At 69.7% G+C, this 22367-nt stretch carries 19 protein-coding genes and 1 tRNA gene; 14 read left to right on the top strand and 6 right to left on the bottom strand.

Annotation, left to right across the window (positions count from 1 at the left end; genetic code table 11):
* The first annotated feature begins 2 nt into the window (after window positions 1–2).
* The 4 genes from ACIRF9_RS24600 (at window position 3) to ACIRF9_RS24585 (ending at window position 2833) form a co-directional block, all read left to right on the top strand.
* Window positions 3–335 (top strand): ABC transporter permease subunit, encoded by a 333-nt coding sequence (locus ACIRF9_RS24600; protein WP_403826036.1) that lies wholly within the window; start codon window positions 3–5, stop codon window positions 333–335.
* A gap of 329 nt (window positions 336–664) precedes the next feature.
* Window positions 665–787 (top strand): hypothetical protein, encoded by a 123-nt coding sequence (locus ACIRF9_RS24595; RefSeq protein WP_403826033.1) that lies wholly within the window; start codon window positions 665–667, stop codon window positions 785–787.
* Window positions 788–893: 106 nt separating this feature from the next.
* A complete protein-coding gene (locus tag ACIRF9_RS24590) occupies window positions 894–1577 on the top strand; it encodes an amino acid ABC transporter ATP-binding protein (protein WP_403826031.1) in 684 nt (227 codons plus the stop codon).
* Window positions 1574–2833: an NAD(P)/FAD-dependent oxidoreductase gene (locus ACIRF9_RS24585; protein WP_403826028.1), complete on the top strand. Its 1260-nt coding sequence runs from the start codon at window positions 1574–1576 to the stop codon at window positions 2831–2833. The genes ACIRF9_RS24590 and ACIRF9_RS24585 overlap by 4 nt, the downstream gene beginning before the upstream one ends.
* A 62-nt stretch (window positions 2834–2895) precedes the next feature.
* Here ACIRF9_RS24585 and ACIRF9_RS24580 read toward each other — a convergent pair whose 3' ends face one another.
* Window positions 2896–4335 carry a pyridoxal phosphate-dependent decarboxylase family protein gene (locus ACIRF9_RS24580; protein WP_403826025.1) on the bottom strand — a complete coding sequence of 480 codons (1440 nt, stop codon included), beginning with the start codon at window positions 4333–4335 and terminating at the stop codon, window positions 2896–2898.
* A 173-nt stretch (window positions 4336–4508) separates the two neighbouring features.
* On the opposite strand from ACIRF9_RS24580, the gene ACIRF9_RS24575 reads away from it, so the two are divergent.
* Entirely contained in the window at window positions 4509–4997 is a 489-nt protein-coding gene (locus ACIRF9_RS24575; RefSeq protein ID WP_189717578.1) for an Lrp/AsnC family transcriptional regulator, read from the top strand.
* Window positions 4998–5777: 780 nt separating this feature from the next.
* Window positions 5778–6953 (top strand): glutathione-independent formaldehyde dehydrogenase, encoded by a 1176-nt coding sequence (locus tag ACIRF9_RS24570; protein ID WP_403826021.1) that lies wholly within the window; start codon window positions 5778–5780, stop codon window positions 6951–6953.
* 128 nt (window positions 6954–7081) lie between these two features.
* On the opposite strand, the gene ACIRF9_RS24565 is transcribed toward ACIRF9_RS24570, so the two are convergent.
* A tRNA-Gly gene (locus ACIRF9_RS24565) sits at window positions 7082–7155 on the bottom strand.
* 506 nt (window positions 7156–7661) lie between these two features.
* Between ACIRF9_RS24565 and dcd the strand changes: the two genes are divergently transcribed.
* Together dcd and ACIRF9_RS24555 are read left to right on the top strand one after the other, a co-directional pair.
* Window positions 7662–8237 (top strand): dCTP deaminase, encoded by a 576-nt coding sequence (dcd, locus tag ACIRF9_RS24560; RefSeq protein WP_403826019.1) that lies wholly within the window; start codon window positions 7662–7664, stop codon window positions 8235–8237.
* 10 nt (window positions 8238–8247) lie between these two features.
* Window positions 8248–8766: a phosphoribosyltransferase gene (locus ACIRF9_RS24555; protein WP_403826017.1), complete on the top strand. Its 519-nt coding sequence runs from the start codon at window positions 8248–8250 to the stop codon at window positions 8764–8766.
* 55 nt (window positions 8767–8821) lie between these two features.
* Here ACIRF9_RS24555 and ACIRF9_RS24550 read toward each other — a convergent pair whose 3' ends face one another.
* From ACIRF9_RS24550 to ACIRF9_RS24540, 3 genes are all read right to left on the bottom strand, one after another.
* Entirely contained in the window at window positions 8822–9754 is a 933-nt protein-coding gene (locus ACIRF9_RS24550; protein ID WP_403826014.1) for a YIP1 family protein, read from the bottom strand.
* Window positions 9755–9899: 145 nt separating this feature from the next.
* On the bottom strand, window positions 9900–11330 hold the full coding sequence (locus ACIRF9_RS24545) for an FG-GAP and VCBS repeat-containing protein (RefSeq protein WP_403826011.1): 1431 nt from the start codon (window positions 11328–11330) through the stop codon (window positions 9900–9902).
* A 182-nt stretch (window positions 11331–11512) separates the two neighbouring features.
* Entirely contained in the window at window positions 11513–13789 is a 2277-nt protein-coding gene (locus ACIRF9_RS24540; protein WP_403826008.1) for a heterodisulfide reductase-related iron-sulfur binding cluster, read from the bottom strand.
* Between the two features lie 176 nt (window positions 13790–13965).
* On the opposite strand from ACIRF9_RS24540, the gene ACIRF9_RS24535 reads away from it, so the two are divergent.
* The 5 genes from ACIRF9_RS24535 to ACIRF9_RS24515 all read left to right on the top strand — a co-directional run bounded on the left by ACIRF9_RS24535 (window position 13966) and on the right by ACIRF9_RS24515 (window position 19455).
* Window positions 13966–15183 (top strand): MraY family glycosyltransferase, encoded by a 1218-nt coding sequence (locus tag ACIRF9_RS24535; protein WP_403826006.1) that lies wholly within the window; start codon window positions 13966–13968, stop codon window positions 15181–15183.
* Window positions 15184–15278: 95 nt separating this feature from the next.
* Window positions 15279–17117 (top strand): molecular chaperone DnaK, encoded by a 1839-nt coding sequence (gene dnaK / locus ACIRF9_RS24530; RefSeq protein ID WP_403826003.1) that lies wholly within the window; start codon window positions 15279–15281, stop codon window positions 17115–17117.
* Window positions 17114–17770, top strand: coding sequence for a nucleotide exchange factor GrpE (gene grpE, locus ACIRF9_RS24525; RefSeq protein ID WP_403826001.1), 657 nt, complete (start codon window positions 17114–17116; stop codon window positions 17768–17770). Before dnaK ends, grpE begins: the two co-directional genes overlap by 4 nt.
* Window positions 17771–17812: 42 nt before the next feature.
* Window positions 17813–18988 carry a molecular chaperone DnaJ gene (gene dnaJ, locus ACIRF9_RS24520; protein ID WP_403825998.1) on the top strand — a complete coding sequence of 392 codons (1176 nt, stop codon included), beginning with the start codon at window positions 17813–17815 and terminating at the stop codon, window positions 18986–18988.
* A 5-nt stretch (window positions 18989–18993) separates the two neighbouring features.
* A complete protein-coding gene (locus ACIRF9_RS24515) occupies window positions 18994–19455 on the top strand; it encodes a heat shock protein transcriptional repressor HspR (RefSeq protein WP_403825995.1) in 462 nt (153 codons plus the stop codon).
* Between the two features lie 89 nt (window positions 19456–19544).
* Here ACIRF9_RS24515 and ACIRF9_RS24510 read toward each other — a convergent pair whose 3' ends face one another.
* Window positions 19545–21578: a fibronectin type III domain-containing protein gene (locus tag ACIRF9_RS24510; protein ID WP_403826428.1), complete on the bottom strand. Its 2034-nt coding sequence runs from the start codon at window positions 21576–21578 to the stop codon at window positions 19545–19547.
* A 406-nt stretch (window positions 21579–21984) separates the two neighbouring features.
* On the opposite strand from ACIRF9_RS24510, the gene ACIRF9_RS24505 reads away from it, so the two are divergent.
* Window positions 21985–22356, top strand: coding sequence for an ATP-binding protein (locus ACIRF9_RS24505; protein WP_403825992.1), 372 nt, complete (start codon window positions 21985–21987; stop codon window positions 22354–22356).
* The last annotated feature ends 11 nt before the right edge of the window (window positions 22357–22367 follow it).

The following is a 22367-nucleotide window of genomic DNA, read 5'->3' as shown; positions in this document are numbered from 1 at the left end:
ACATGTCCGGTCTTCTCCACGTGTCCGCGTCGGGTCCTTTCCAGGTTCCCTGGTCCGACTACCGCGGCGACCTCGTCGACGCGCTCGGCCGTACGGTCTCGTACACCGCGGTCAGTTTCGTCGGCGCCGTGCTCCTCGGCCTGGCCGTCGCGCTGCTGCGGCTGAGCAGGGCATGGCCGCTGCGGGCCGTGGCCGCGGTCTACACCGAGGTGTTCAAGAACGTCCCGCTGCTGGCCATCATCTTCCTGACCTACTTCGGTCTGGCCTCCGCGGGCATCCGGCTGGACGTGTTCAGCGCGGGATGTCTGTCGCTGATCGTGTTCTACGCCGCCTAGCTGTCCGAGATCTTCCACGCTGCGATCGAACACGTGCCCAGTGCTCCACCCTTCAGGGTGGAGGTGTAGGGCATCCTGCCCGTAGCGGCCCGGAGGGGCGTGGAGGCATGGCTAAGATCGCCTTGTCCGACGACGGAGTTGTCGGACCTACCGCCGGACGGGCGGGAAGTCAGGCCTGCGGAGGCCGTGTAAGACCGACCCTCACCGGTCGGCAGTGGCCCGTGAAACAGGAACCCGAGGCGGTACCGCGTAGCGGTACGGACCGGAATCTCCTGCCTTCGGGCAGGAGAGGGCGTCAACCGCTCTCCCAGCTCCTGCTGGAGCGAAAGGTGCGCGCCGGCGTCCCGCTGTCCCCGTGGCGGCGGCGCCGCGTGCGCGCGGCACGGGTGCTGCTCGCGGCCGACCTGGACGCCACCGCCGTACGGGTCGTACGAGAGGAGACGGCGGTATGACCGAGCCCGTCACCACCCACACGACCTTGATGGGGCCGCCACCGAGGCGGTCGTACGGATCCAGGGGCTGCGCAAGTCCTTCGACGGCAGGCTCGTCCTCGACGACGTGGACCTGGAGGTCGGCCGTGGCCGGATCGTCTGCGTCATCGGGCAGAGCGGCGGCGGCAAGACGACCCTGATGCGCTGCGTCAACCTGCTGGAGAAACCCGACGGCGGCACGGTCGAGGTGGCCGGCGAGGTGGTCCACAGCCAGGGCCGGACCGTCTGCCGCGATCTGCCGCGGCTGCGCCGCACGGTCGGCATGGTCTTCCAGAAGTTCCACCTCTTCCCGCATCTGACGGCCGTGGAGAACGTCGTCCTCGCCCAGCGCAAGGCCGGCATCCCGGAACCGGAGGCGCTGGAGCGGGCCGTGGCGCTGCTGCGCCGGGTCGGCGTGGCCCACCGGGCCCTGGCCCAGCCCGAGCAGCTGTCCGGCGGTGAGCAGCAGCGGGTCGCCATCGCCCGCGCGCTGGCGCTGAAGCCGGAGGTCCTGCTGTTCGACGAGCCGACCTCCTCCCTGGACCCGGAGGCGACCCGCGAGGTGCTGAGCGTGATGCGGGAACTGGCCGCCGAGGGCATGACGATGCTGCTGGTCACCCATGAACTGCCGTTCGCCCGCGAGGTGTCCGACCATGTCGTCTTCGTCGACGGAGGCCGGATCGTGGAGGAGGGCGCCGCGGCCGACGTCCTCGACCACCCCTCCCACGCCCGGACCCGCGCCTTCCTCACCGCCTACGGGAGCGGGGCATGACGGGGCCCGTCGTGGTGGTCGGCGGCGGTGTGGTCGGGCTGTGCACGGCGTACTACCTGGCGGCAGCCGGGCTGCCGGTCGAAGTGCTGGAGCGCGGGGAGCTGGGCTCCGGCGCGTCGCGGGGCAACGCGGGCTGGGTCTGCCTCAGCCACTCCACCCCTGTTCCGGCACCGGGCGTGGTGCGCTACGCGCTGCGCTCGCTGGGCCGCCCCGACTCGCCGCTGTATCTGCGGCCGCTGCCGGACCCGGCGTTCGTACGGTGGCTGTGGCGGTTCTGGCGCAGCAGTACGCCGACCGCGTTCCGGCGCGGGTACGCGGCCATCGCCGAGCTGAACCGCGACACCTTCGACCTCTTCGACGGAATGCGCGAGGCAGGCGTGGAGACCACGCTGACTCGTCCGGGCATGGTGCACGCCTTCCTGTCGGCGGCCGAGGCCCGCCATCACCTCGCCGTCCAGCGGGAGATGGCCGACGGCCGCTACCGGCTGCCCGACGACGTGACCACCGGCGACGAAGCGCGCCTGCTGGACCACGCCCTCGCGCCCGGGGTGCGGGCCGCGTATCTCGTCGAGGGCGAGGGCGTGGTCGACCCGGAAGCGTTCGCCCGCGGGCTGGGCCGGGCGCTGTCCGCCTCCGGGGTGAAGGTCCACGAGCACACGCGGGTCACCGGATTCCGCACGGCCGCCGCGGGACGGGTGACGGCGCTGACCACCGGCCAGGGCGACATCCCCTGCCGAGCCGTCGTCATCGCCGCCGGTACCCGCTCCCCAGCCCTGCTCGACCAACTCGGCCGACCGCTGCCGCTCCAGGCGGGCAAGGGCTACAGCTTCTCCGTCGACCTCGACCCGGCACCCCGCCACACCCTCTACTTCGGCGAGCGCCGGGCCGTCGCCTCACCCATCGGCGCGACCACCCGCGTCGGCGGCACGATGGAACTCAGCGGGAACAACAACCGGCTCGACTGGCGCCGGATCGTCGCGGTCGCCCTCGCCAGCCGGCACTACCTCGGCAACTGGTTCGACGACCCCGACGACCTGGTCGCCCTGATCCGCGACCCATGGGTGGGCGGACGCCCCTTCCTCCCCGACGGACTTCCCGTCATCGACCGCGTCCCCGGCCACGACAACGCCTACGCGGCGACCGGCCACGGCATGCTCGGCGTCACCCTCGGCCCGGCCACCGGCCACCAACTCGCCCGGTACATCCGCACCGGCGACCGGCCGCAGGCACTGCGACCGTTCCGATTCGACCGGTGAGCCTGGTCGACGCCTCGGGCCACTGATCGTCACACCAAGCCGCTGGGGCTGCTGACATTGCGCTACGCGATGGAGTGGCGCTTGGCCTCGGCAGTGATGATCCTCAGCGCTTCGGCGATGCGGTCGTGGTGGGTGCGGTGGGAGACCACGCAGACGCGCAGGGTGTAGCGGCTGTCGACAACCGTGCTGGAGAGCACGATGCGCCGGTGGCCGTTGATGCGCTCCAGCAGACGGCGACTGGCCTCGTCGGCCCGCTCGGCGGCGGCTGGGCTGCCGTCGGCGGGGCGGACGCGGAAGATCACGGTGGACAGGTCCGGGCGCTGCGGGACCTCCAGCTCCGCGACGTCGGACAGCGTGTCGTGGACGTGTTCGGCCAGGTCGAGCTTCTCGTCCAGGGCCTCGCGGAAGGCGTCCACTCCGTGCAGGTGGAGAGGGAGCCAGGCCCGCAGACCGCGGATCTCGTGGGTCAGCTCGGGTCCGAGGTGACCGGAGTCCGGGACGCTCCCCGCCGCCGTCATGTCCTGGAGGTAGCTGCCGGTGCCCTCGTGCGCGGCGTGCAGGGCGGCGAGGTCGCGGACGACCAGGGCGCCGGTGCCGAACGGCATGAACAGGGTCTTGTGCGGGTCCAGGGTGATCGAGTCGGCCTGCTCCATGCCGGCGAGGCGTTGCGCGCCGCGTGCGGTGAGCCGGAAGAAGCCTCCGTAGGCCGCGTCGATGTGGAACCACACGTCCTCGCGGCGGGCCAGGTCGGCCAGCTGAGGCAGCGGGTCGACGGTGCCGGTGTCGGTGGTGCCGGCGGTGGCCACCAACAGGAACGGCCGCAGCCCGGCGTCCCGGTCGGCACGGATCATCGTCGCGGCGGCCTCCGGGTCCATCCGCAGGTCCGGGGTGTGCGGCACGGTACGTATGTGCGCGGCGCGGATCCCGGCGAGGCGGGCGGCCTTGGCGACGGAGTGGTGGGCGAAGGCGGTCGTGTAGACGGTGCCGCCGGCGAGATCCTCGCCGAGCCCGTGGTGGCGGGCGGCGACCGTCGCGGAGAAGGTGGCCATCGAACCGCCGCTGGTCAGCAGGCCACCACTGCCCTCCGGCAGGCCGCACACAGCGCGGGCCATCCAGCGGATCACACTCTCCTCCAGCGCGGCGAGGGCCGGGGCGACCGAGGCCAGGCCGCCGTAGCGGTTGACGGCACGGTTGTAGAACTCGGCGAGCGCGGCCGAGTACAGACCGCTGCCCGGGATGTACGCCAGGTGGCCGGGCCCGGCCGTCTCCAGAGCGCAGTCGGCGGCCTCGTCCAGGCGCGCGAGCAGGGCCTTCAGGTCACCGCCCCGGGCGGGCGGCGGCGCCAGGAAGGACTCCGCCAGGTCGGCCTCGGCCTGCGGGGACAGGGGGCTGGTCGCGGGGCGGGCCGCGAGCTCGTCGGTGCGGTCGACGACACGGTCCAGGACGAGACGGCCCATTTCGGTCATCGTCGCGCGGTCGGGTTCCAGGGGGAAGGGGTGCATGAGGCAGTCCGATGGCGGTGAGAGGGGGGTACGGAGGCGGCAGCGGACCGGCTCGGCGGCCGCGGCGCGTGACCAGAATGCGCCGCCGAGCCCCGCACGCGATGGCGTAGTGAGTGCCTGTACGGCGTCGCAGCGCAGGATTGTTCGTCGATACGGCCGATACGCTGCATTTCATGCCACGCCCTCTGTACGACCGCATCGACCGGGCGATCCTGGACCACCTCCAGCGCCACGGCCGCACCCCCAACGTCGACCTCGCCGAGGCCGTCCGCCTGTCACCCTCGTCCTGCCTGCGCCGCACCAAGGCGCTGGAGGAGGACGGGGTCCTGGCCGGCTACCGGGCCGAGCTGGACCGCGAGCGCCTCGGCCTCGGGCTGACGGTGTTCCTCTCCCTCAAGGTCGAGCACTCCCGCACCACCTCCCAGGTGGTCGAAGAGGCACTGAAGGCGATCGACCACGTGGTCGCCTGCCATGTGGTCTCCGGCGACGCCGACTTCTTCGTCGAGCTGGCCGTGCCTGACCTACGCACCTTCGAAAAGGTGCTCACCGACCAGATCCTGGCCATCGGCCCCGTTCGCGACGCCCGCAGCACCTTCTGCATCCGCACCGTCATCGACCGCGGCCCGCTCCCCCTCGACTCCTGGCCCGCCCCGCGTGCGTGACCGGACCCCATGCCGAGCAAGTGGCCCTTCGCGCCGACGACTTGGCGCCACCCTCGAATGGGGCTGGACAAAAAGCATCCCGGCCAGGTGACGATCCTGACTTCCGATAGGGAAGACATCGGGCTGCTCACTGCCGAGCATCCACGCGTGAGGGCGGAAAAGGTCTGAGCCAAGGCGTCAATCCGGCATGGGCGGCGAGAATCGACACAGCCTCCCCGCACGCCCAGTGTTCGCCGCACGACCTGGCACGGTTCTGGCACGCCTGGTCAGAGCTTCTGTGACTGAGAGCGCCACGCACTGTGGTGACGCTTCTGCGAGGGGAGACGGTCCGCGTCACCTTCTTGACCGTCGTGTACGAGAACGAACCCGCCGCCTTGAACTGCAGGCTCACCGTGCGGCCCGCGCCTCGACCTCCTCCTTGACCCCGATCACGATCGGCTTCCCGCTGTTCACCGTGACCCGGCTGCAGGAGACGGTGACCTGAGTCGGAGATGCGTCTTTGGTCGGTGGCCGGCTGGATGCGAAGAAAACCGCTGATCGATCGGGGAATGGTTGTTTCGCGTCGGAGGCCGATGGGGACTCGCACGGCACGCCGCCGGGCGCCGAAGCTCCGCCTGGCGGGCCGGTGGCGGAACCACCGTTCCATCCGATCCGGATGGACGGCCCGTAGAGGCGTGCCGGAGCCACGGACCCGGCGTAGCAACTTCCGAGAGTCAGGATCTTTGCGCCGTCTCATCATCGCCGTGCCGCGGTCATGCCGCGACACCAAGGGAAGTCATCATGAAAGCAGCGGTATATGAAGGACCGCGAACGGTCACGGTGAAGGACGTACCGGACGCGAAGATCGAACACCCCTGCGACATCATCGTCAAGATCACCACCACCAATATCTGCGGTTCGGACCTGCACATGTACGAGGGCCGCACCTCGTTCGAGTCCGGCCGCACCCTGGGACACGAGAACATGGGCCAGGTCGTGGAGGTCGGCTCGGCCGTCCGCAAGGTCCAGGTCGGCGAGTATGTGGTCCTGCCCTTCAACATCGCCTGCGGCTTCTGCAAGCAGTGCGAGCAGGGTCTGACCAACTACTGCCTGACCATGCAGCCGGATCCGGCCCTCGCCGGAGCCGCCTACGGATTCGCCGACATGGGCCCCTACCAGGGCGGCCAGGCGGAGCTGCTGCGCGTGCCCTACGGCGACTTCAACGCGCTGCGTCTGGGCGAGGACGCCGCCGAGCGGCAGACCGACTACGTGATGCTCGCCGACATCTTCCCCACCGGCTATCACGCCACCGAGATGGCCCACGTCAAGCCGGGCGACCAGACCATCGTCTTCGGGGCCGGCCCCGTCGGGCTCATGGCGACCTACTCCGCCCTCCTCAAGGGCGCCGGCCGCGTCTGGGCGGCCGACCACCAGCCCGACCGGCTGCGCAAGGCGGAGGAGATCGGCGCCATCCCGATCAACACCGCCGAGCAGAACCCGTCGGAGGTCGTCAAGGAGGCCACCCTCGGTCTGGGCGCCGACAACGGCTGTGAGTGCGTCGGCTACCAGGCACACGACCCCCAGGGACACGAGGATGCCAGCCTCACGCTCAACGGCCTGATCGACTCGGTCAGGTTCACGGGCGACATCGGCGTGGTGGGCGTGTTCCTGCCCCAGGATCCCGGCGGCGCGGAAGCCCAGGGTGAGTTGGAGGCACAGGGCAAGGTCCCGATCGACTTCGGGATGATGTGGTTCAAGGGACAGCACATGGGGACCGGACAGGCGCCGGTGAAGAAGTACAACCGGGCACTGCGGGACCTGATCGCCGGCGAGAAGGCGAAGCCGAGCTTCGTCGTCTCCCACGAACTCAGTCTGGACGAGGCCCCCACCGCCTACGAGCACTTCGACGCCCGTGACGAGGGCTGGACCAAGGTGGTCCTGCATCCCAACGGACACGGCAACGGCCACAAACAGTAAGGACCCTGGGGCCGCCGTCCGCCTGCTCCCCCGAACCGGGCCGGCCGACGAACGGCTACGGAAGGTACGCGGCGAGTGATCGCAGAGCACAGCAAAAAGGCCCGGCTCTCCGAGCTGGGCCTTCTTCGTGGAGCGGGTGACGAGAATCGAACTCGCGCTCTCAGCTTGGGAAGCTGATGTTCTACCATTAAACTACACCCGCGTAAGACGCCGGTCAGGGCCGGTGTCCGATTGCCTCGTCACTGTACAACATCCCGGGCCCCCGGCGCTGAAGCCGAGGGGTCCGTGCGCGTTTCAGGGGGTGGGATCCGGGTGCGGGCGGCCGGAGTTGGGGCGTACGGTGGGGGTGCGGAAGAGGGGTCGGGCGGGGTCGGAGTGCCGCCTGGAGGGCCGTCCCGTTCGTCCCGTAATGTGGCGTTCGTTGTCCGGCGAGCAGCAGCCGGACGCGGCTCTTTGGGGAAGGGACTCTAGGACTTGATGGAGCGCACCGTCGTCCGTTGTGCCGATGGGCACGTGTTCAGCACCGCTTCGTTCCCGATGCAGCAGGCCGAGCGGCTCGGCCCCGGACGGCTCGTTCGCTGTCCGCGGTGTGCCCGGCTCCGCAGTGCGGTGCCGGTGACCCTCGAGAAGCGGTAGGGACGGAAGAGGTCTGACGCGCGGAGTCGTCCTGATTGCGGGGGCTCCGCGCGTCTTGCGTATCCTCGGGGCGTGCTTCTCTCAGACAAGGACATCCGGGCCGAGATCGATGCCGGGCGGGTACGGATCGATCCCTACGACGAATCCATGGTGCAGCCGTCGAGCATCGACGTACGGCTGGACCGCTTCTTCCGGGTGTTCGAGAACCACCGGTACCCCCACATCGACCCCTCCATCGAGCAGGCGGACCTGACGCGGCTCGTGGAGCCGGAGGGGGACGAGCCGTTCATCCTGCACCCCGGGGAGTTCGTGCTCGCGTCGACGTACGAGGTCATCTCGCTGCCCGACGATCTTGCCTCGCGCCTGGAGGGGAAGAGCTCCCTCGGACGGCTCGGGCTCGTCACGCACTCCACGGCCGGCTTCATCGACCCCGGGTTCTCCGGGCACGTCACCCTCGAGCTGTCCAACCTGGCCACGCTCCCGATCAAGCTCTGGCCCGGTATGAAGATCGGACAGCTGTGCATGTTCCGGCTCAGCTCGCCGGCCGAGCATCCGTACGGCAGCGAGCAGTACGGCTCCCGGTACCAGGGCCAGCGCGGCCCCACCGCCTCGCGGTCCTACCTCAACTTCCATCGGACCCAGGTGTGAGGGCGGCGGTATGAGCGGCTCGGACGTACGGCGCGAGAATCTGACCTACGAGCGGTTCGGCGTCGCCGTACGCGAGCTCGCGCAGGTCATCGCCGACGACGGGTACGAGCCCGACATCGTGCTCAGCATCGCCCGCGGCGGTGTCTTCGTCGCCGGCGGGCTCGCCTATGCGCTCGACTGCAAGAACATCCACCTGGTGAACGTCGAGTTCTACACCGGTGTGGGGCAGACGCTCGAAATGCCCGTGATGCTGTCCCCCGTCCCCAACGTGATCGACTTCACCGACAAGAAGGTCCTGATCGCGGACGACGTGGCCGACACCGGCAAGACGCTGAAGCTCGTGCACGACTTCTGCCTGGACCACGTCGCCGAGGTCCGCTCCGCCGTCATCTACGAGAAGTCGCAGTCCCTGGTGAAGTGCGAGTACGTCTGGCAGCGCACCGACGACTGGATCAACTTCCCGTGGAGCGTCCTGCCCGTGGTGCGCAAGTCGGGGGAGCCGGTCACTCCGTCCAAGGAAGCACTCTGACGAAGGGGCCCCCGTCCAGGTGGACGGGGGCCCCTCACGCCTGTCGCGGGACGTGTCAGAACGTGCCCAGCTTCACGATCGACAGCAGCGCGATCAGCTGGATCGCCGACGCGCCCAGCGCCTTCGGCCAGGGCAGGTCGTGGGAGCGGCTGACCATCAGCGTCAGCAGGGCGCCGGCCGCCACCCAGGTCGCCCAGCCGAGCAGCTGTACGAAGGACGCGTCGCCGCCGAAGAACATCGCCACGACCAGACGCGGCGCGTCCGTCAGGGACGTGATCAGCATGGAGAGGCCGACCGTGGGCTGCCACGCGCCGTTGCCGCCGAGCTGGCGGGCCAGGGTGTGGGTGACCACGCCCAGGATGAACGCCGACACCACCATCGCCACGGCCGTCGTCAGGACGATCGGGATCGCGTTGGAGAGGGTGGCGTTGATCGCGTCCGAGCGGGTGTCGTCGAAGCCGAAGACCGCGAGCAGGCCGTAGAGGAAGGTGACGACGAGGGCCGGGCCCCACATCGTGTAGTCCCGCATCTGCAGGAACGTCTGGTTCGGGGCGACGACGATGCCCCGCAGCAGCTCCTTCCAGTGCAGACGCGGCCCGATCGGGCCCGAGGGCGCGGCGGGACCGGCGTGATAGGTCTCACCCTGGCTGTACTGCTGGTGCTCGCCGACCGAGAACGCCTGGGTGTGCCCGGGGTTGTTCGCCGCGTACGGGTCGTGCGGCGCGCCGCCACCGAAGTACTCCGGCTCGTCGTTGCCGCCGCCGTTCCCGTGCGGCGGCCACTGACCGCTCCCGCTCCCACCGCCGTACGGCGGCTGCTGGCCGCCCCGGTACTGCGGCGGGTACGGCTGCCCCGCCGGCTGCGGGTAGCCGTACGACGGCCCCGAGGGTTGGCCCTGCGGCGCCTGCTGCCCGTACGGAGGGTGTTGCGGTCGCGCTTGGGGGGCGCGGCCATCACGGCCGCCACGTCCGATCCTGAATCCAGCCACGTACTCGAACGTACCTGGTCCCGGGGGTCGGCGTGACGGCCGTACGGCTCCGGGTCACCTTTGCTGCCGAGCTGTGACATCCCTTAAGGGGAACGTCCCTAGGGGAAAACTCCCCCACGGGCAGGCGGCTTTGACGGTGGCCGCCTCACTGCCCGAAGGTGAAGCCCAGCTGCGGATATCCCGTCGCCGAGACCCCCGTCGCCGCCGGACCGAAGCTCACCGCGCCGGTCGTCGTCAGGCCGGAGGCGGAGCCGCGCAGGGTCGTCACGGTGCCGTCCCCGTTGTTCTCGTTGCGGGCGCCGACGCTCAGGTCGGCCTTGCGGTCGCCGTTGAGGTCGGCGAGGTGGACGGCGCTGCCGAAGAAGTCGTTGTCCTCGTTGCCGCCGGGCACGCCGGCCGTGTTCTGGGAGTACGTCCTCGCGCCCGTGCCCGTCAGACCGGCGGCGGAGCCGCGCAACAGTGTGACGGCGCCGGTCTGCCAGGCGCTGCCCAGAGCCTCGAAGGGCGCGCCGACGGCGACGTCCGCGTAGCCGTCGCCGTTGACGTCGCCGACGGAGAGGGAGTCGCCGAACCAGTCACTGGACTCGGCGGTGTCGGGGACACCGGGGCTGTTCTGGGTGATCGTCGCCTGGGGCGTGGCGCGTACGCCGCTCACGCCGCCCAGATAGGCGCGGACCGAGCCGCCGTCGTTCGCGGAGACGGTGCCCGGGGCCGCGGAGGTGACGACGTCGTCGTAGCCGTCATGGTTGAGGTCGCCGACGACGGCCGTGCGCCAGCCGCCGCTGCTCAGCACCCGCTGAAGGGTGAAGCCGGAGCGGGAGCCCCGGTACACCAGGTTGCCGTCCACGAACGTCGAGTCGTCCGGGTGGTAGGTCCCGCTGATCACCAGGTCGTCGGTGCCGTCGCCGTCGACGTCGCCGGCGGCCAGGGACTGGGCGCCGTAGATGTTGCCGGTGTACAGGTCGGTGTTCAGGGCGGAGCGCGACGCGGCGCCCGCGCCCTTGGTGAAGCCGCCCTTGAAGATCCACACGTCTTTGCCGGTGCTGCCGACGGCCAGGTCGGCCTTGTGGTCCCCGGTGAAGTCGCCGACGGCCAGGGACATGCCGTAGCGCTGGTGGGCGGAGGGGGCGGGGTCGGGGACGGACCGGGCGCCGGAGAGGCCGTTGCGGCCGCCCCAGACGATCACCGCGGTGCCGGCCTCGGCGTCCTCGTCCTCGACGCCGACGACCAGGTCGGCGTATCCGTCGTTGTTGAGGTCGCCGAAGGCGAGCGCCGAGCCGAACCCGTCGTCCTTCTCGGCCGCGCCCGGGATGCCGGGGTAGTCCTGGGTGATGACGGTGCGTCGGGAGGCCTTGATCCCGGACCGGGAACCGTAGTTCACCACGACGGCGCCGGCCCGCGCCTTGCCGCCGACGGTGGCGCCGGGGGCGGCGGTGACGAGGTCGCGGTAGCCGTCGCCGTTGAAGTCGTCCGCGTACTTGGCGGGGGCTGCGGCGGCGGGGTCGGGCAGGGCCAGGGGGGCCAGGGCGGCGGTCAGTACGGTGGCCGTGAGGGCGGCGAGCTTGGGCGTGCGCAACGGGTTCTCCTGAGTGCGGCGGCATACCGCTCGGCGAATGGGTCGGCGATCAGGAGACCAGTGGTAACCGGCAAGGGTTGTAGGGGAGTTGGGTGAATTCTCGGGGTGGCCGTGCCGGGCGGGAACGGCGAACGCCCCCGTGCCGGAGAGGGGCGCGGGGGCGTTCGTGGGGTGGCTGGGAGCTACTTCACCGGAGCAGGCTCCGGCTCGTTCTCCGTCTCCGTCTCGCCCGCCGGGGGCTCGTCGTCGACCGGGGTCTTGACCGACTCCAGCAGGAGCTGGGCGACGTCCACGACCGTGATGGACTCCTTGGCCTTGCCCTCGTTCTTCTTGCCGTTCACGGAGTCCGTGAGCATGACGAGGCAGAAGGGGCAGGCGGTCGAGACGATGTCCGGGTTCAGGGACAGGGCCTCGTCGACGCGCTCGTTGTTGATGCGCTTGCCGATCCGCTCCTCCATCCACATCCGCGCGCCGCCGGCGCCGCAGCAGAAGCCGCGTTCCTTGTGGCGGTGCATCTCCTGCTGGCGCAGGCCGGGGACGGCGGACATGATCTCGCGCGGGGGCGTGTAGATCTTGTTGTGGCGGCCCAGGTAGCAGGGGTCGTGGTAGGTGATGATGCCCTCGACCGGGGTCACCGGGATCAGCTTGCCCTCGTCGACGAGGTGCTGGAGCAGCTGGGTGTGGTGGATGACCTCGTAGTCGCCGCCGAGCTGCGGGTACTCGTTGCCGATCGTGTTGAGGCAGTGCGGGCAGGTGGCGACGATCTTCTTCGCCGACTTCGGCTTCTTCGTCTCCGGATCGTCGTCGTCCTCGCCGAAGGCCATGTTCAGCGCGGCCACGTTCTCCATGCCGAGCTCCTGGAACAGGGGCTCGTTGCCGAGGCGGCGGGCGGAGTCGCCGGTGCACTTCTCGTCGCCGCCCATGATCGCGAACTTGACGCCCGCCATGTGCAGCAGCTCGGCGAAGGCCTTGGTGGTCTTCTTCGCGCGGTCCTCGAGGGCGCCGGCACAGCCGACCCAGTAGAGGTACTCGACCTCGGTGAGGTCCTCGATGTCCTTGCCGACGACCGGGATCTCGAAGTCGACTTCCTTCGTCCACTCCAGGCGCTGCTTCTTGGCCAGGCCCCAGGGGTTGCCCTTCTTCTCCAGGTTCTTGAGCATCGTGCCCGCCTCGGAGGGGAACGAGGACTCGATCATGACCTGGTAGCGGCGCATGTCGACGATGTGGTCGACGTGCTCGATGTCGACGGGGCACTGCTCGACGCAGGCGCCGCAGGTGGTGCAGGACCACAGGACGTCCGGGTCGATGACGCCGTTCTCCTCGGCGGTGCCGATCAGCGGGCGCTCGGCCTCCGCGAGAGCCGCCGCCGGGACGTCCTTCAAAGCCTCGGCAGAGGCCTTCTCCTCGCCCTCCATGGTCTTGCCGCCACCCGCGAGCAGGTAGGGCGCCTTGGCGTGGGCGTGGTCCCGCAGGGACATGATCAGCAGCTTGGGGGAGAGCGGCTTGCCGGTGTTCCAGGCGGGGCACTGCGACTGGCAGCGGCCGCACTCGGTGCAGGTGGAGAAGTCGAGCAGGCCCTTCCAGGAGAACTGCTCGACCTGGGAGACGCCGAAGACGTCGTCGTCACCGGGGTCGGTGAAGTCGATCGGCTTGCCGCCGGAGGTCATCGGCTGGAGGCCGCCGAGGGCCGTCTCACCGGTGGCGTTGCGCTTGAACCAGATGTTCGGGAACGCCAGGAAGCGGTGCCAGGCCACGCCCATGTTGGTGTTGAGCGAGACCACGATCATCCAGATGAACGAGGTGCTGATCTTCACCATCGCGGTGAGGTAGATCAGGTTCTGCAGTGTGGTGACGCCCAGCCCCTTGAAGGCCAGGACCAGGGGGTACGAGGCGAAGTACGCGGCCTCGTAGTGCTCCACGTGGTGGATCGCGCCCTCGAGGCCGCGCAGCAGGTAGATCGCCAGGCCGATGGTGAGGATGACGTACTCGACGAAGTACGCCTGGCCGGCCTTGGAGCCCGCGAAGCGGGACTTGCGGCCCGGGCGCGACGGCAGGTTCAGCAGGCGGATCACGATGAGCACGGCGATGCCGAGGACCGTCATCACACCGATGAACTCGATGTACATCTCGAACGGCAGGAACCCGCCGATGATCGGCAGCGTCCAGTCGGCCTCGAAGAGCTGGCCGAAGGCCTGCGCCAGGGTCGGCGGCAGGGTGAGGAAGCCCACGGCGACGAACCAGTGGGCGAAGCCCACGATGCCCCAGCGGTTCATCCGCGTGTGGCCGAGGAACTCGCGTACCAGGGTCACGCTGCGCGCGTACGGGTTGTCGGTCCGGCTGCCGGCGGGCACCGGCTGGCCCAGTTTGAAGTACCGGACGAACTGACCGATGGCGCGTGCGAGCAGCGCGACGCCGACCACGGTCAGGACCAGCGACACGATGATCGCGGCGAGTTGCATGAGGGGGCTCCTCGGGCGAAATTACTAAGCGGTAACTTATGCAGTCCGTCTGAGACTACCCCCATCCTGCGTCGCACTGTAGCTGGCAGTGAGGTGATCTGGATCGCTGAGGGTCACCTCAGAGTCTGACCGTGTTATTCGTACCAAATTGGTACATTTGTGACTAATTTATATCCGTGCTCTACGGGATCGCCGCCGCCACCACCGCCCTCTTCCTCGCCGCCGTCCTCGCCGCCCTGCTGCGCGTGCCCGCTCTGCGCCTCGGGTTCGTCGAGCGGCGGCAGCGACAGCGGCGGGTGCCGCTCTCCGGGGGAATCGCCGTCGTCCTCGCCACCTGCCTCGTCGCGATCGCCGGGGACCGGTGGGGGATCGCCCCGCTCGGTGACGACATCGGCGTGCTGCTCATCGCCGCGGGCGCCGTCGCGGGACTCGGGCTGGTCGCGGACGTGTGGCGGCTCAAGGCCCGGCTCCTGGTCCTCGGTACGGCGGTGGCGGCCGCCTTCGTCGTGCCGTACGGCGACACGGGCGTGCTCGCCGGAGCGGTTGCCGTCGGCTGGATCACCTTCGTGGCGCTGGCCTTCCGGTCCCTCGACCACGCGGACGGGGTGGCCGGCACGGTCGGCGTCGTCACCGCGTTCGGGGCCGCCGCGTGCGCCGCGGTGGAGGTGCTGGACGGGCCGGCGGTGCTGATGAGCGTGCTGGCCGCCGCGCTGACCGGCTTCCTGATGCACAACTGGCCCCCCGCGCGCGTGGCGCTCGGCTCGTGCGGCTCGCTGTTCGCCGGCTTCCTGCTCGCCACCGCCGCGGTCACCGCGCGCGCGGGCGGCGACGAGGCCGAGGGGGCGGGCGTGCTGTTCGCCCTCACGGCCGTCGCGGCCGCCGACGCCGTCCTCGTCGCGGTGGCGCGGCGGCTGGCCGGGCGACCCCTGCTGCGCGGCGGCCCCGACCATCTGGCGCACCGGCTGCGGCGGCTCGGCCTCACCCCGCAGGGGGTGGCGGTGCTGATCGGCGCGGCCGCCTTCTCCGGGGTACTCGTCGGGACCCTCGCGCACACTGGATGGGTCGACGCGCAGGCGGTGTGGTGGGTGGCCGGCGGGGCCCTGGTCGTCGTACTCGGACTGCTGCGGGTGCCGGTGTACGGGCCGCCACGCGCGCGTGGCCCGTACGGCGCCGCACCCGCGCGTGCCGGTCGTCGCGACCCTCGTGCCGGCGCCCGCTTCGGACCCCGCTCCGGGTCCCGTCAGGGTGCTCGCCCCGGTGCCCGCCGGGCGGCGGTGTACGGCCCCCGGCGTCAATCCGAGTCCGCTGTGGAGCACCCTGAAACGGGTGATCGTCGAGTCGGTCGAGGTGCGTCTTCCCAGGTCAACGGCTCCTTGCGTGTAAGGAACGGATAAGAGTTGAGTGGGTCCGACTCAGGTCTGTTGACCCAGTGGCGAGCCTCGTGCACACTTGAGTCCGTTCCACTCAAGTCAGCTGGAGGAAGATCACCATGGCACGTGCGGTCGGCATCGACCTGGGCACAACCAACTCCGTCGTCAGCGTTCTGGAGGGCGGCGAGCCCACCGTCATCACCAACGCCGAGGGTGCCAGGACCACGCCGTCCGTCGTCGCCTTCGCCAAGAACGGTGAGGTGCTGGTCGGCGAGGTCGCCAAGCGCCAGGCGGTCACGAACGTGGACCGGACCATCCGCTCGGTGAAGCGCCACATGGGCACCGACTGGAAGATCGAGCTCGACGGGAAGCCCTTCAACCCGCAGCAGATCTCCGCGTTCATCCTGCAGAAGCTGAAGCGCGACGCCGAGGCCTACCTGGGCGAGAAGGTGACCGACGCGGTCATCACCGTCCCGGCGTACTTCAACGACTCCGAGCGCCAGGCGACGAAGGAGGCCGGCGAGATCGCCGGTCTGAACGTCCTTCGTATCGTCAACGAGCCCACCGCGGCCGCGCTCGCCTACGGCCTCGACAAGGACGAACAGATCATCCTCGTCTTCGACCTCGGTGGCGGCACCTTCGACGTGTCCCTCCTGGAGATCGGTGACGGCGTCGTCGAGGTGAAGGCCACCAACGGTGACAACCACCTCGGTGGTGACGACTGGGACCAGCGCGTCATGGACTACCTGGTCAAGCAGTTCCAGGCCGGCCACGGCGTGGACCTCTCCAAGGACAAGATGGCGCTGCAGCGCCTGCGCGAGGCCGCCGAGAAGGCGAAGATCGAGCTGTCCTCGTCCACCGAGACCTCGATCAACCTGCCGTACATCACGGCGTCCGCCGAGGGCCCGCTGCACCTGGACGAGAAGCTCACCCGCGCCCAGTTCCAGCAGCTGACCGCGGACCTGCTGGAGCGCTGCAAGACGCCGTTCCACAACGTCATCAAGGACGCCGGCATCTCCCTCTCCGAGATCGACCACGTCGTTCTCGTCGGCGGTTCGACCCGTATGCCCGCCGTCGCCGAGCTCGTCAAGGAGCTGACCGGCGGCAAGGACGCCAACAAGGGTGTGAACCCGGACGAGGTCGTCGCCATCGGCGCCTCGCTCCAGGCCGGTGTCCTCAAGGGTGAGGTCAAGGACGTCCTGCTCCTCGACGTGACCCCGCTGTCCCTCGGCATCGAGACCAAGGGCGGCATCATGACCAAGCTGATCGACCGCAACACCACGATCCCGACCAAGCGGTCCGAGATCTTCACGACGGCCGAGGACAACCAGCCGTCCGTGCAGATCCAGGTCTACCAGGGCGAGCGCGAGATCGCGGCGTACAACAAGAAGCTCGGCATGTTCGAGCTGACCGGTCTGCCGCCGGCCCCGCGTGGCGTCCCGCAGATCGAGGTCTCCTTCGACATCGACGCCAACGGCATCATGCACGTGACCGCGAAGGACCTCGGCACGGGCAAGGAGCAGAAGATGACCGTCACCGGCGGCTCCTCGCTGCCGAAGGACGAGGTCGACCGCATGCGCCAGGAGGCCGAGCAGTACGCGGACGAGGACCACCGCCGCCGCGAGGCAGCCGAGGCCCGCAACCAGGGCGAGCAGCTCGTCTACCAGACCGAGAAGTTCCTCAAGGACAACGACGACAAGGTCCCGGGCGAGATCAAGACCGAGGTCGAGGCGGCCGTCGCCGAGCTGAAGGAGAAGCTCAAGGGCGAGGACACCGCGGAGATCCGTACCGCCACCGAGAAGGTCGCGGCCGTCTCACAGAAGCTCGGCCAGGCCCTCTACGCCGACGCCCAGGCCGGGCAGGCCACCGCCGGCGGTGCCGGTGAGGCCCCGAAGGCCGACGACGACGTCGTGGACGCCGAGATCGTGGACGACGAGCGCAAGGACGGTGCCGCGTGACGGAGGAGACCCCGGGCTTCGAGGAGAAGCCCGACGTCCCCTCCGGCGCCACCCCTGAAGACGCCGAGCCGAAGGCCGCCTCCCCCTCCTCGGGGGAGGGGGCGGCCCCGGCCGGGGACGCGAACCAGACAGCGGGTCTGGTGGCCCAGCTGGACCAGGTGCGCACCGCGCTCGGCGAGCGCACCGCGGATCTCCAGCGCCTCCAGGCCGAGTACCAGAACTACCGCCGCCGGGTCGAGCGCGACCGGATCGCCGTCAAGGAGATCGCCATCGCGAACCTCCTGACCGAGCTCCTGCCCGTGCTCGACGACATCGGCCGCGCGCGGGACCACGGCGAACTCGTCGGCGGCTTCAAGTCCGTCGCCGAGTCGCTCGAGACCGTCGCGGCCAAGATGGGCCTGCAGCAGTTCGGCAAGGAGGGCGAGCCCTTCGACCCGACGATCCACGAGGCCCTGATGCACTCGTACGCGCCCGATGTCACCGAGACGACGTGCGTGGCGATTCTGCAGCCCGGGTATCGAATCGGCGAGCGCACCATCCGCCCCGCGCGGGTGGCCGTCGCCGAGCCCCAGCCCGGCGCCCAGACGGTGAAGGCCGAGGAGGCCTCCGCCGAGCCCGGCGAAGAGAAGGACAACGGCCCTGAGGAGGGCTGACGTAGACACCGAGGGGAACACCGGAAAGGGGGCACGTCGGGGATGAGCACCAAGGACTTCATCGAGAAGGACTTCTACAAGGTCCTCGGCGTCCCCAAGGACGCCACCGAGGCCGAGATCAAGAAGGCGTACCGGAAGCTCGCCCGCGAGTTCCACCCGGACGCCAACAAAGGCAACGCCAAGGCGGAGGAGCGCTTCAAGGAGATCTCCGAGGCGAACGACGTCCTCGGCGACCCCAAGAAGCGCAAGGAGTACGACGAGGCACGCGCCCTCTTCGGCAACGGCGGCTTCCGCCCCGGGCCGGGCGCCGGCGGCAACTTCAACTTCGACCTGGGCGACCTCTTCGGAGGCGGCGCCCAGGGCGGGGGCGGATCCGGCGGCTTCGGCGGCGGCATCGGGGACGTCTTCGGTGGCCTGTTCAACCGCGGCGGCGGCGGTACGCCCCGTACGCAGCCGCGGCGCGGGCAGGACATCGACACCGAGGTCACCCTGACCTTCACGGAGGCCATCGAGGGCGCGACGGTCCCGCTGCGCATGTCCTCGCAGTCCCCGTGCAAGGCCTGCTCCGGCACCGGCGACAAGAACGGCACACCGCGCGTGTGCCCGACCTGCGTCGGCACCGGCCAGGTGGCCCGGGGCTCGGGCGGCGGGTTCTCGCTCACCGACCCCTGCCCCGACTGCAAGGGCCGCGGTCTGATCGCGGAGCACCCCTGCCTGGAGTGCAAGGGCAGCGGCCGCGCGAAGTCGTCCAGGACCATGCAGGTCCGCATCCCCGCCGGGGTCACGGACGGCCAGCGCATCCGCCTCCGCGGCAAGGGCGCACCGGGCGAGCGCGGCGGCCCGTCCGGCGACCTCTACGTCGTCGTCCATGTCGGCGCCCACCCGGTGTTCGGCCGCAAGGACGACAACCTCACGGTGACGGTGCCGGTGACGTTCGCCGAGGCGGCCCTGGGCGGCGAGATCAGGGTCCCCACCCTCGGCGGCCCGTCCCTGACCCTGAAGCTGCCGCCCGGCACGCCCAACGGCCGCACCATGCGGGCGCGGGGCAAGGGCGCGGTCCGTAAGGACGGCACTCGCGGCGACCTGCTGGTCACCGTGGAGGTGAGTGTCCCGAAGGACGTGACGGGGAAGGCTCGTGACGCACTGGAGGCGTATCGCGAGGCGACCGCGGAAGAGGACCCGCGGGCCGAGCTGTTCGAGGCCGCGAAGGGAGCTTGAGAGTGATGGACGGCCGTCGACGCGGTGACACTTTTCGTGGGCCGTATGAACTGACCGAGGAGACCCCGGTCTACGTCATCTCGGTGGCGGCCCAGCTCTCCGGCCTGCACCCGCAGACGCTGCGCCAGTACGACCGTCTGGGCCTGGTCTCCCCCGACCGCACCGCCGGCCGGGGCCGCCGCTACTCGGCCCGTGACATCGAACTGCTGCGCACCGTCCAGCAGTTGTCACAGGACGAGGGCATCAACCTGGCCGGCATCAAGCGGATCATCGAGCTGGAGAACCAGGTGGCCGCCCTGCAGTCCCGGGTGGCCGAGCTGCAGTCCGCCCTGGACGGCGCGGCGGCCGCGATGCAACAGCGCGAGGCAGCGGTCCACGCCTCCTACCGCCGTGACCTGGTCCCGTACCAGGAGGTCCAGCAGACCAGCGCGCTGGTGGTGTGGCGGCCGAAGAAGGCCAAGGACTGAGGTACTCATGTGAAGGGGGCCCGGATCTCTCTCCGGGCCCCCTTCACGCTGTCCCGGTCAGACGGCCGGCATGGTGACCACGGTCGTCCTCATGCGGTAGTGCCGGTGGTGCGGAACACGTGGTCGCCTACGGGCATCGATTCGGTCCCGTCCGCGTACACGGCGGTGACTTTGTAGAAGACGGTCGTGTCGGTCGGTGCGGTGTAGTCCGAGTACGTGTCGCCGAAGGGCGTTGGTGTCTCGCTGAGCCTGACGTAGGCCTGTGCGACGGTGTCCCAGCGGTAGACGTAGTAGCCGGTCGCCGTGCCGTAGGTGTCGTTCTCCGGGCTGTAGCCCACGGTGAGATGGCCTTCTGTGGAGTAGTGCTCGCCTTCCACGTAGAGGATGTCCGACTCATCCGGATAGGTCTCCGTCGGCATCAGGTCGAGTTCGGTGACCTCGACGAAGGCGGCGGAATCGATGTCCAGGGCGTTGCCGTCATTGTCGACGGCCACGACCACATACCGCAGGTTCTCACCGTCAGGCAGGTTCAGCTCCCGGTTCTGGGACCAGGTGGAGCCGTACGGAAGGCTGTCGGTGATGTCCGTGTACGTCCAGGCGCCGTCGCCGTACACACCCCGGTAGATGCGGTGGTCGGCGAGGTCCTCGGCCGGGCTGTCGTCCCAGTCGAGCCGGACGCCGTATCCCATCGCCGTCGCGGTCAGGCCGGTCACCGCGGCGGGGGCGGTGTAGTCGCCGACGTGGTCGATGGTGACGGAGTTCGAAGCAGGGCCGACGTTGCCGTGGCTGTCCACGGCACGGACCCAGTAGGTGTGCGTGGTGGAACGCTCGATCTCGGTGTCCACGTAGGACTCTCCGCCCCTGCCGCCGATCCCGACGCCGTCCCGGTAGACGGAGAAGTACGAGATGTCGGCGTCCGCGTCCGTGCTCCAGGACCAGTTCAGGGTGATGCCGCGCTCCGCGTCGACGGCCGTCACATCGTCCGGGGCGTAGACCGGGGCGGTGGTGTCGATGTCCTTCGACCAGTACTCGGCTGTGCCCGAGGGCGCCGACGCGTTGCCGTGGGTGTCGACGGCGGTGACGACGTAGTAGAAGGTCTCGCCGGTCGTGGGCAGGTCATCGGCGTAGGAGTTCGCGATGATCGGTGTCGGGCCGCTCAGCAGGTTCGTGTCGGTGAGGGCGACGGGGTAGGACGCGGACCGGTACACCCGGTAGCCGGCCAGGTCCGACTCGGTGTTCGCTTCCCAGAAGAAGCGCGCAGTGGTGACGCTGCCGATGGCCCAGTTGTCCTCCACGCCGATGGGTGCGGCGGGCGCCGTCGTGTCGACGGTGATGACGCCTTGGTCGGCGGTGCCGGTCGAGGTGTTGCCGGTCTTGTCGTAGGCGCGGACCTCGTAGTAGTAGGTCTCGCCGGTCACCGGGAGGCTGGTGTCCGTGTACGACGTCGACGCTGTCGTGGCGAGCGGCTTGCTGCCGAAGGAGGCGCCCTTCAGCCGTCGGTAGACCTTGTACCCGGCGAGATCCATCTCCTTGTTCTTCGCCCAGGTCAGCTTGGCCCTTCCCGTCTCCGCGTCGTACGACACCGCAGCCCCGGCCGGCGTGAGCGGCTTGACCTTGTCGACGGTGGCGGAGGTGCGGGGGGCGTAGTTGAACTTGACCTTGGCGCTGCCGGTCCAGTTGACGTAGTCGACGCGGAGGGTGTGCTTGCCGGACGGGATGGTCAGGTTGACCGTCTTCGACACCGTGGTGGAGGTGTTCTTCCACAGGTCGATCTTGCGGGTGCCGTCGATGTAGACGCGGATGCCGTCGAGGCCGGAGGCGGCGAGGGCGAAGGGGCCGCCGGAGCCGAAGTCGCGGGTGACGGTCCAGCGGACGCCGAAGGTGTCCTTCGGGAGGCCGGAGGCGGGGGCGCCGCTCCAACTCTGGTCGATCGCGCTGTCGCAGTCGGTCTTCTTCGGGGTGCCCTTGAACGTGGTGTTCGCGAAGAGCTGCCGCTTGTAGACGGGGGAGGTGCAGGTGGCGGCCGCGGAGGCGGGCACGGCGACGGCCGTGAGCAGGCCGCCGACGGAGGCGAGCACGATCGCCGTCGCGGCGGCTGCGGTGGTGCGTCTGGCGGGGATTATGAACTCCTCGGTCGTGAGGGTCGTCGGCCGGTAAAAGGATCTGACGACGATCACGACTCGTGGAGGCGGCGCGGGGTTGTGCGGGCTTTCCTGTGAATCAGGAGTGCCTGAAATGATCGGGGCCGCCGCTGTACGACGACGATGTGTGCAACGCAGACTCGTGAATGACGGCATGCACGGATGGCGGGCTGTCGCGGCCTCTGATTCGAGCTCGGCCAGATTCAGGGCATCGGGCCCCATGTGCTTCCTGTATGCACGCCACCAGCCTTTGCCGCTGGACTCGGACATGGCGATCAACGCCTCGACATAGGGATCCTCTGAGCAACCGCTCGGTGAGGACCGAAGTTCGACCGGCTTCGATGTGCCCTAGCTGTCCGCGTGTTGGCGCGCAAAGGAGCCGCCTCCTATGAACCCAGCCCGTCGTGCCGCCCACCGCTCCGCTCAACTCGCTCACGAATACAGCCTGTTCACCCTGGCGGACGCGACCTCGCCCCGGGGCTGCCGGGACTTCGTCCGCGCCGCCCTCTTCACGCACGACCGGGAACCCCTGGGCATGCCGGCCGCCCTGTGTACCTCGGAGCTCGTCACGAACGTGCACCTGCACGCCAAGGGCACCGCCATGCTCCGCATCCGGCTGAGCCCGGCCCGGCTCCGGGTCAGCGTCTTCGACGAGAGTCCGGACCCGAGGAGATGGCGGATGTGTGGGGGGTCGCGGACGGGAGAGCGGGGCGGTTCGCTAAGGGCGTGTGGTTCGAGCTGGGCTCGCTCGAACGGGTGAACTGGAGGTAG

This window comes from Streptomyces sp. NPDC096132, from assembly GCF_044763345.1.
Classification (GTDB): Bacteria; Actinomycetota; Actinomycetes; order Streptomycetales; family Streptomycetaceae; genus Streptomyces.
This window is presented reverse-complemented; position numbering and strand designations above follow the sequence as displayed.

What these genes read in the sequence shown, in the direction of transcription:
- ACIRF9_RS24600 (WP_403826036.1), top strand. Translation starts at nt 3, where the DNA reads ATGTCCGGTCTTCTCCACGTGTCCGCGTCGGGTCCTTTCCAGGTTCCC.
- ACIRF9_RS24585 (WP_403826028.1), top strand. Translation starts at nt 1,574, where the DNA reads ATGACGGGGCCCGTCGTGGTGGTCGGCGGCGGTGTGGTCGGGCTGTGC.
- ACIRF9_RS24580 (WP_403826025.1), bottom strand. Translation starts at nt 4,335, where the DNA reads ATGCACCCCTTCCCCCTGGAACCCGACCGCGCGACGATGACCGAAATG.
- ACIRF9_RS24575 (WP_189717578.1), top strand. Translation starts at nt 4,509, where the DNA reads ATGCCACGCCCTCTGTACGACCGCATCGACCGGGCGATCCTGGACCAC.
- ACIRF9_RS24570 (WP_403826021.1), top strand. Translation starts at nt 5,778, where the DNA reads ATGAAAGCAGCGGTATATGAAGGACCGCGAACGGTCACGGTGAAGGAC.
- ACIRF9_RS24555 (WP_403826017.1), top strand. Translation starts at nt 8,248, where the DNA reads ATGAGCGGCTCGGACGTACGGCGCGAGAATCTGACCTACGAGCGGTTC.
- ACIRF9_RS24540 (WP_403826008.1), bottom strand. Translation starts at nt 13,789, where the DNA reads ATGCAACTCGCCGCGATCATCGTGTCGCTGGTCCTGACCGTGGTCGGC.
- dnaK (WP_403826003.1), top strand. Translation starts at nt 15,279, where the DNA reads ATGGCACGTGCGGTCGGCATCGACCTGGGCACAACCAACTCCGTCGTC.
- dnaJ (WP_403825998.1), top strand. Translation starts at nt 17,813, where the DNA reads ATGAGCACCAAGGACTTCATCGAGAAGGACTTCTACAAGGTCCTCGGC.
- ACIRF9_RS24515 (WP_403825995.1), top strand. Translation starts at nt 18,994, where the DNA reads ATGGACGGCCGTCGACGCGGTGACACTTTTCGTGGGCCGTATGAACTG.
- ACIRF9_RS24505 (WP_403825992.1), top strand. Translation starts at nt 21,985, where the DNA reads ATGAACCCAGCCCGTCGTGCCGCCCACCGCTCCGCTCAACTCGCTCAC.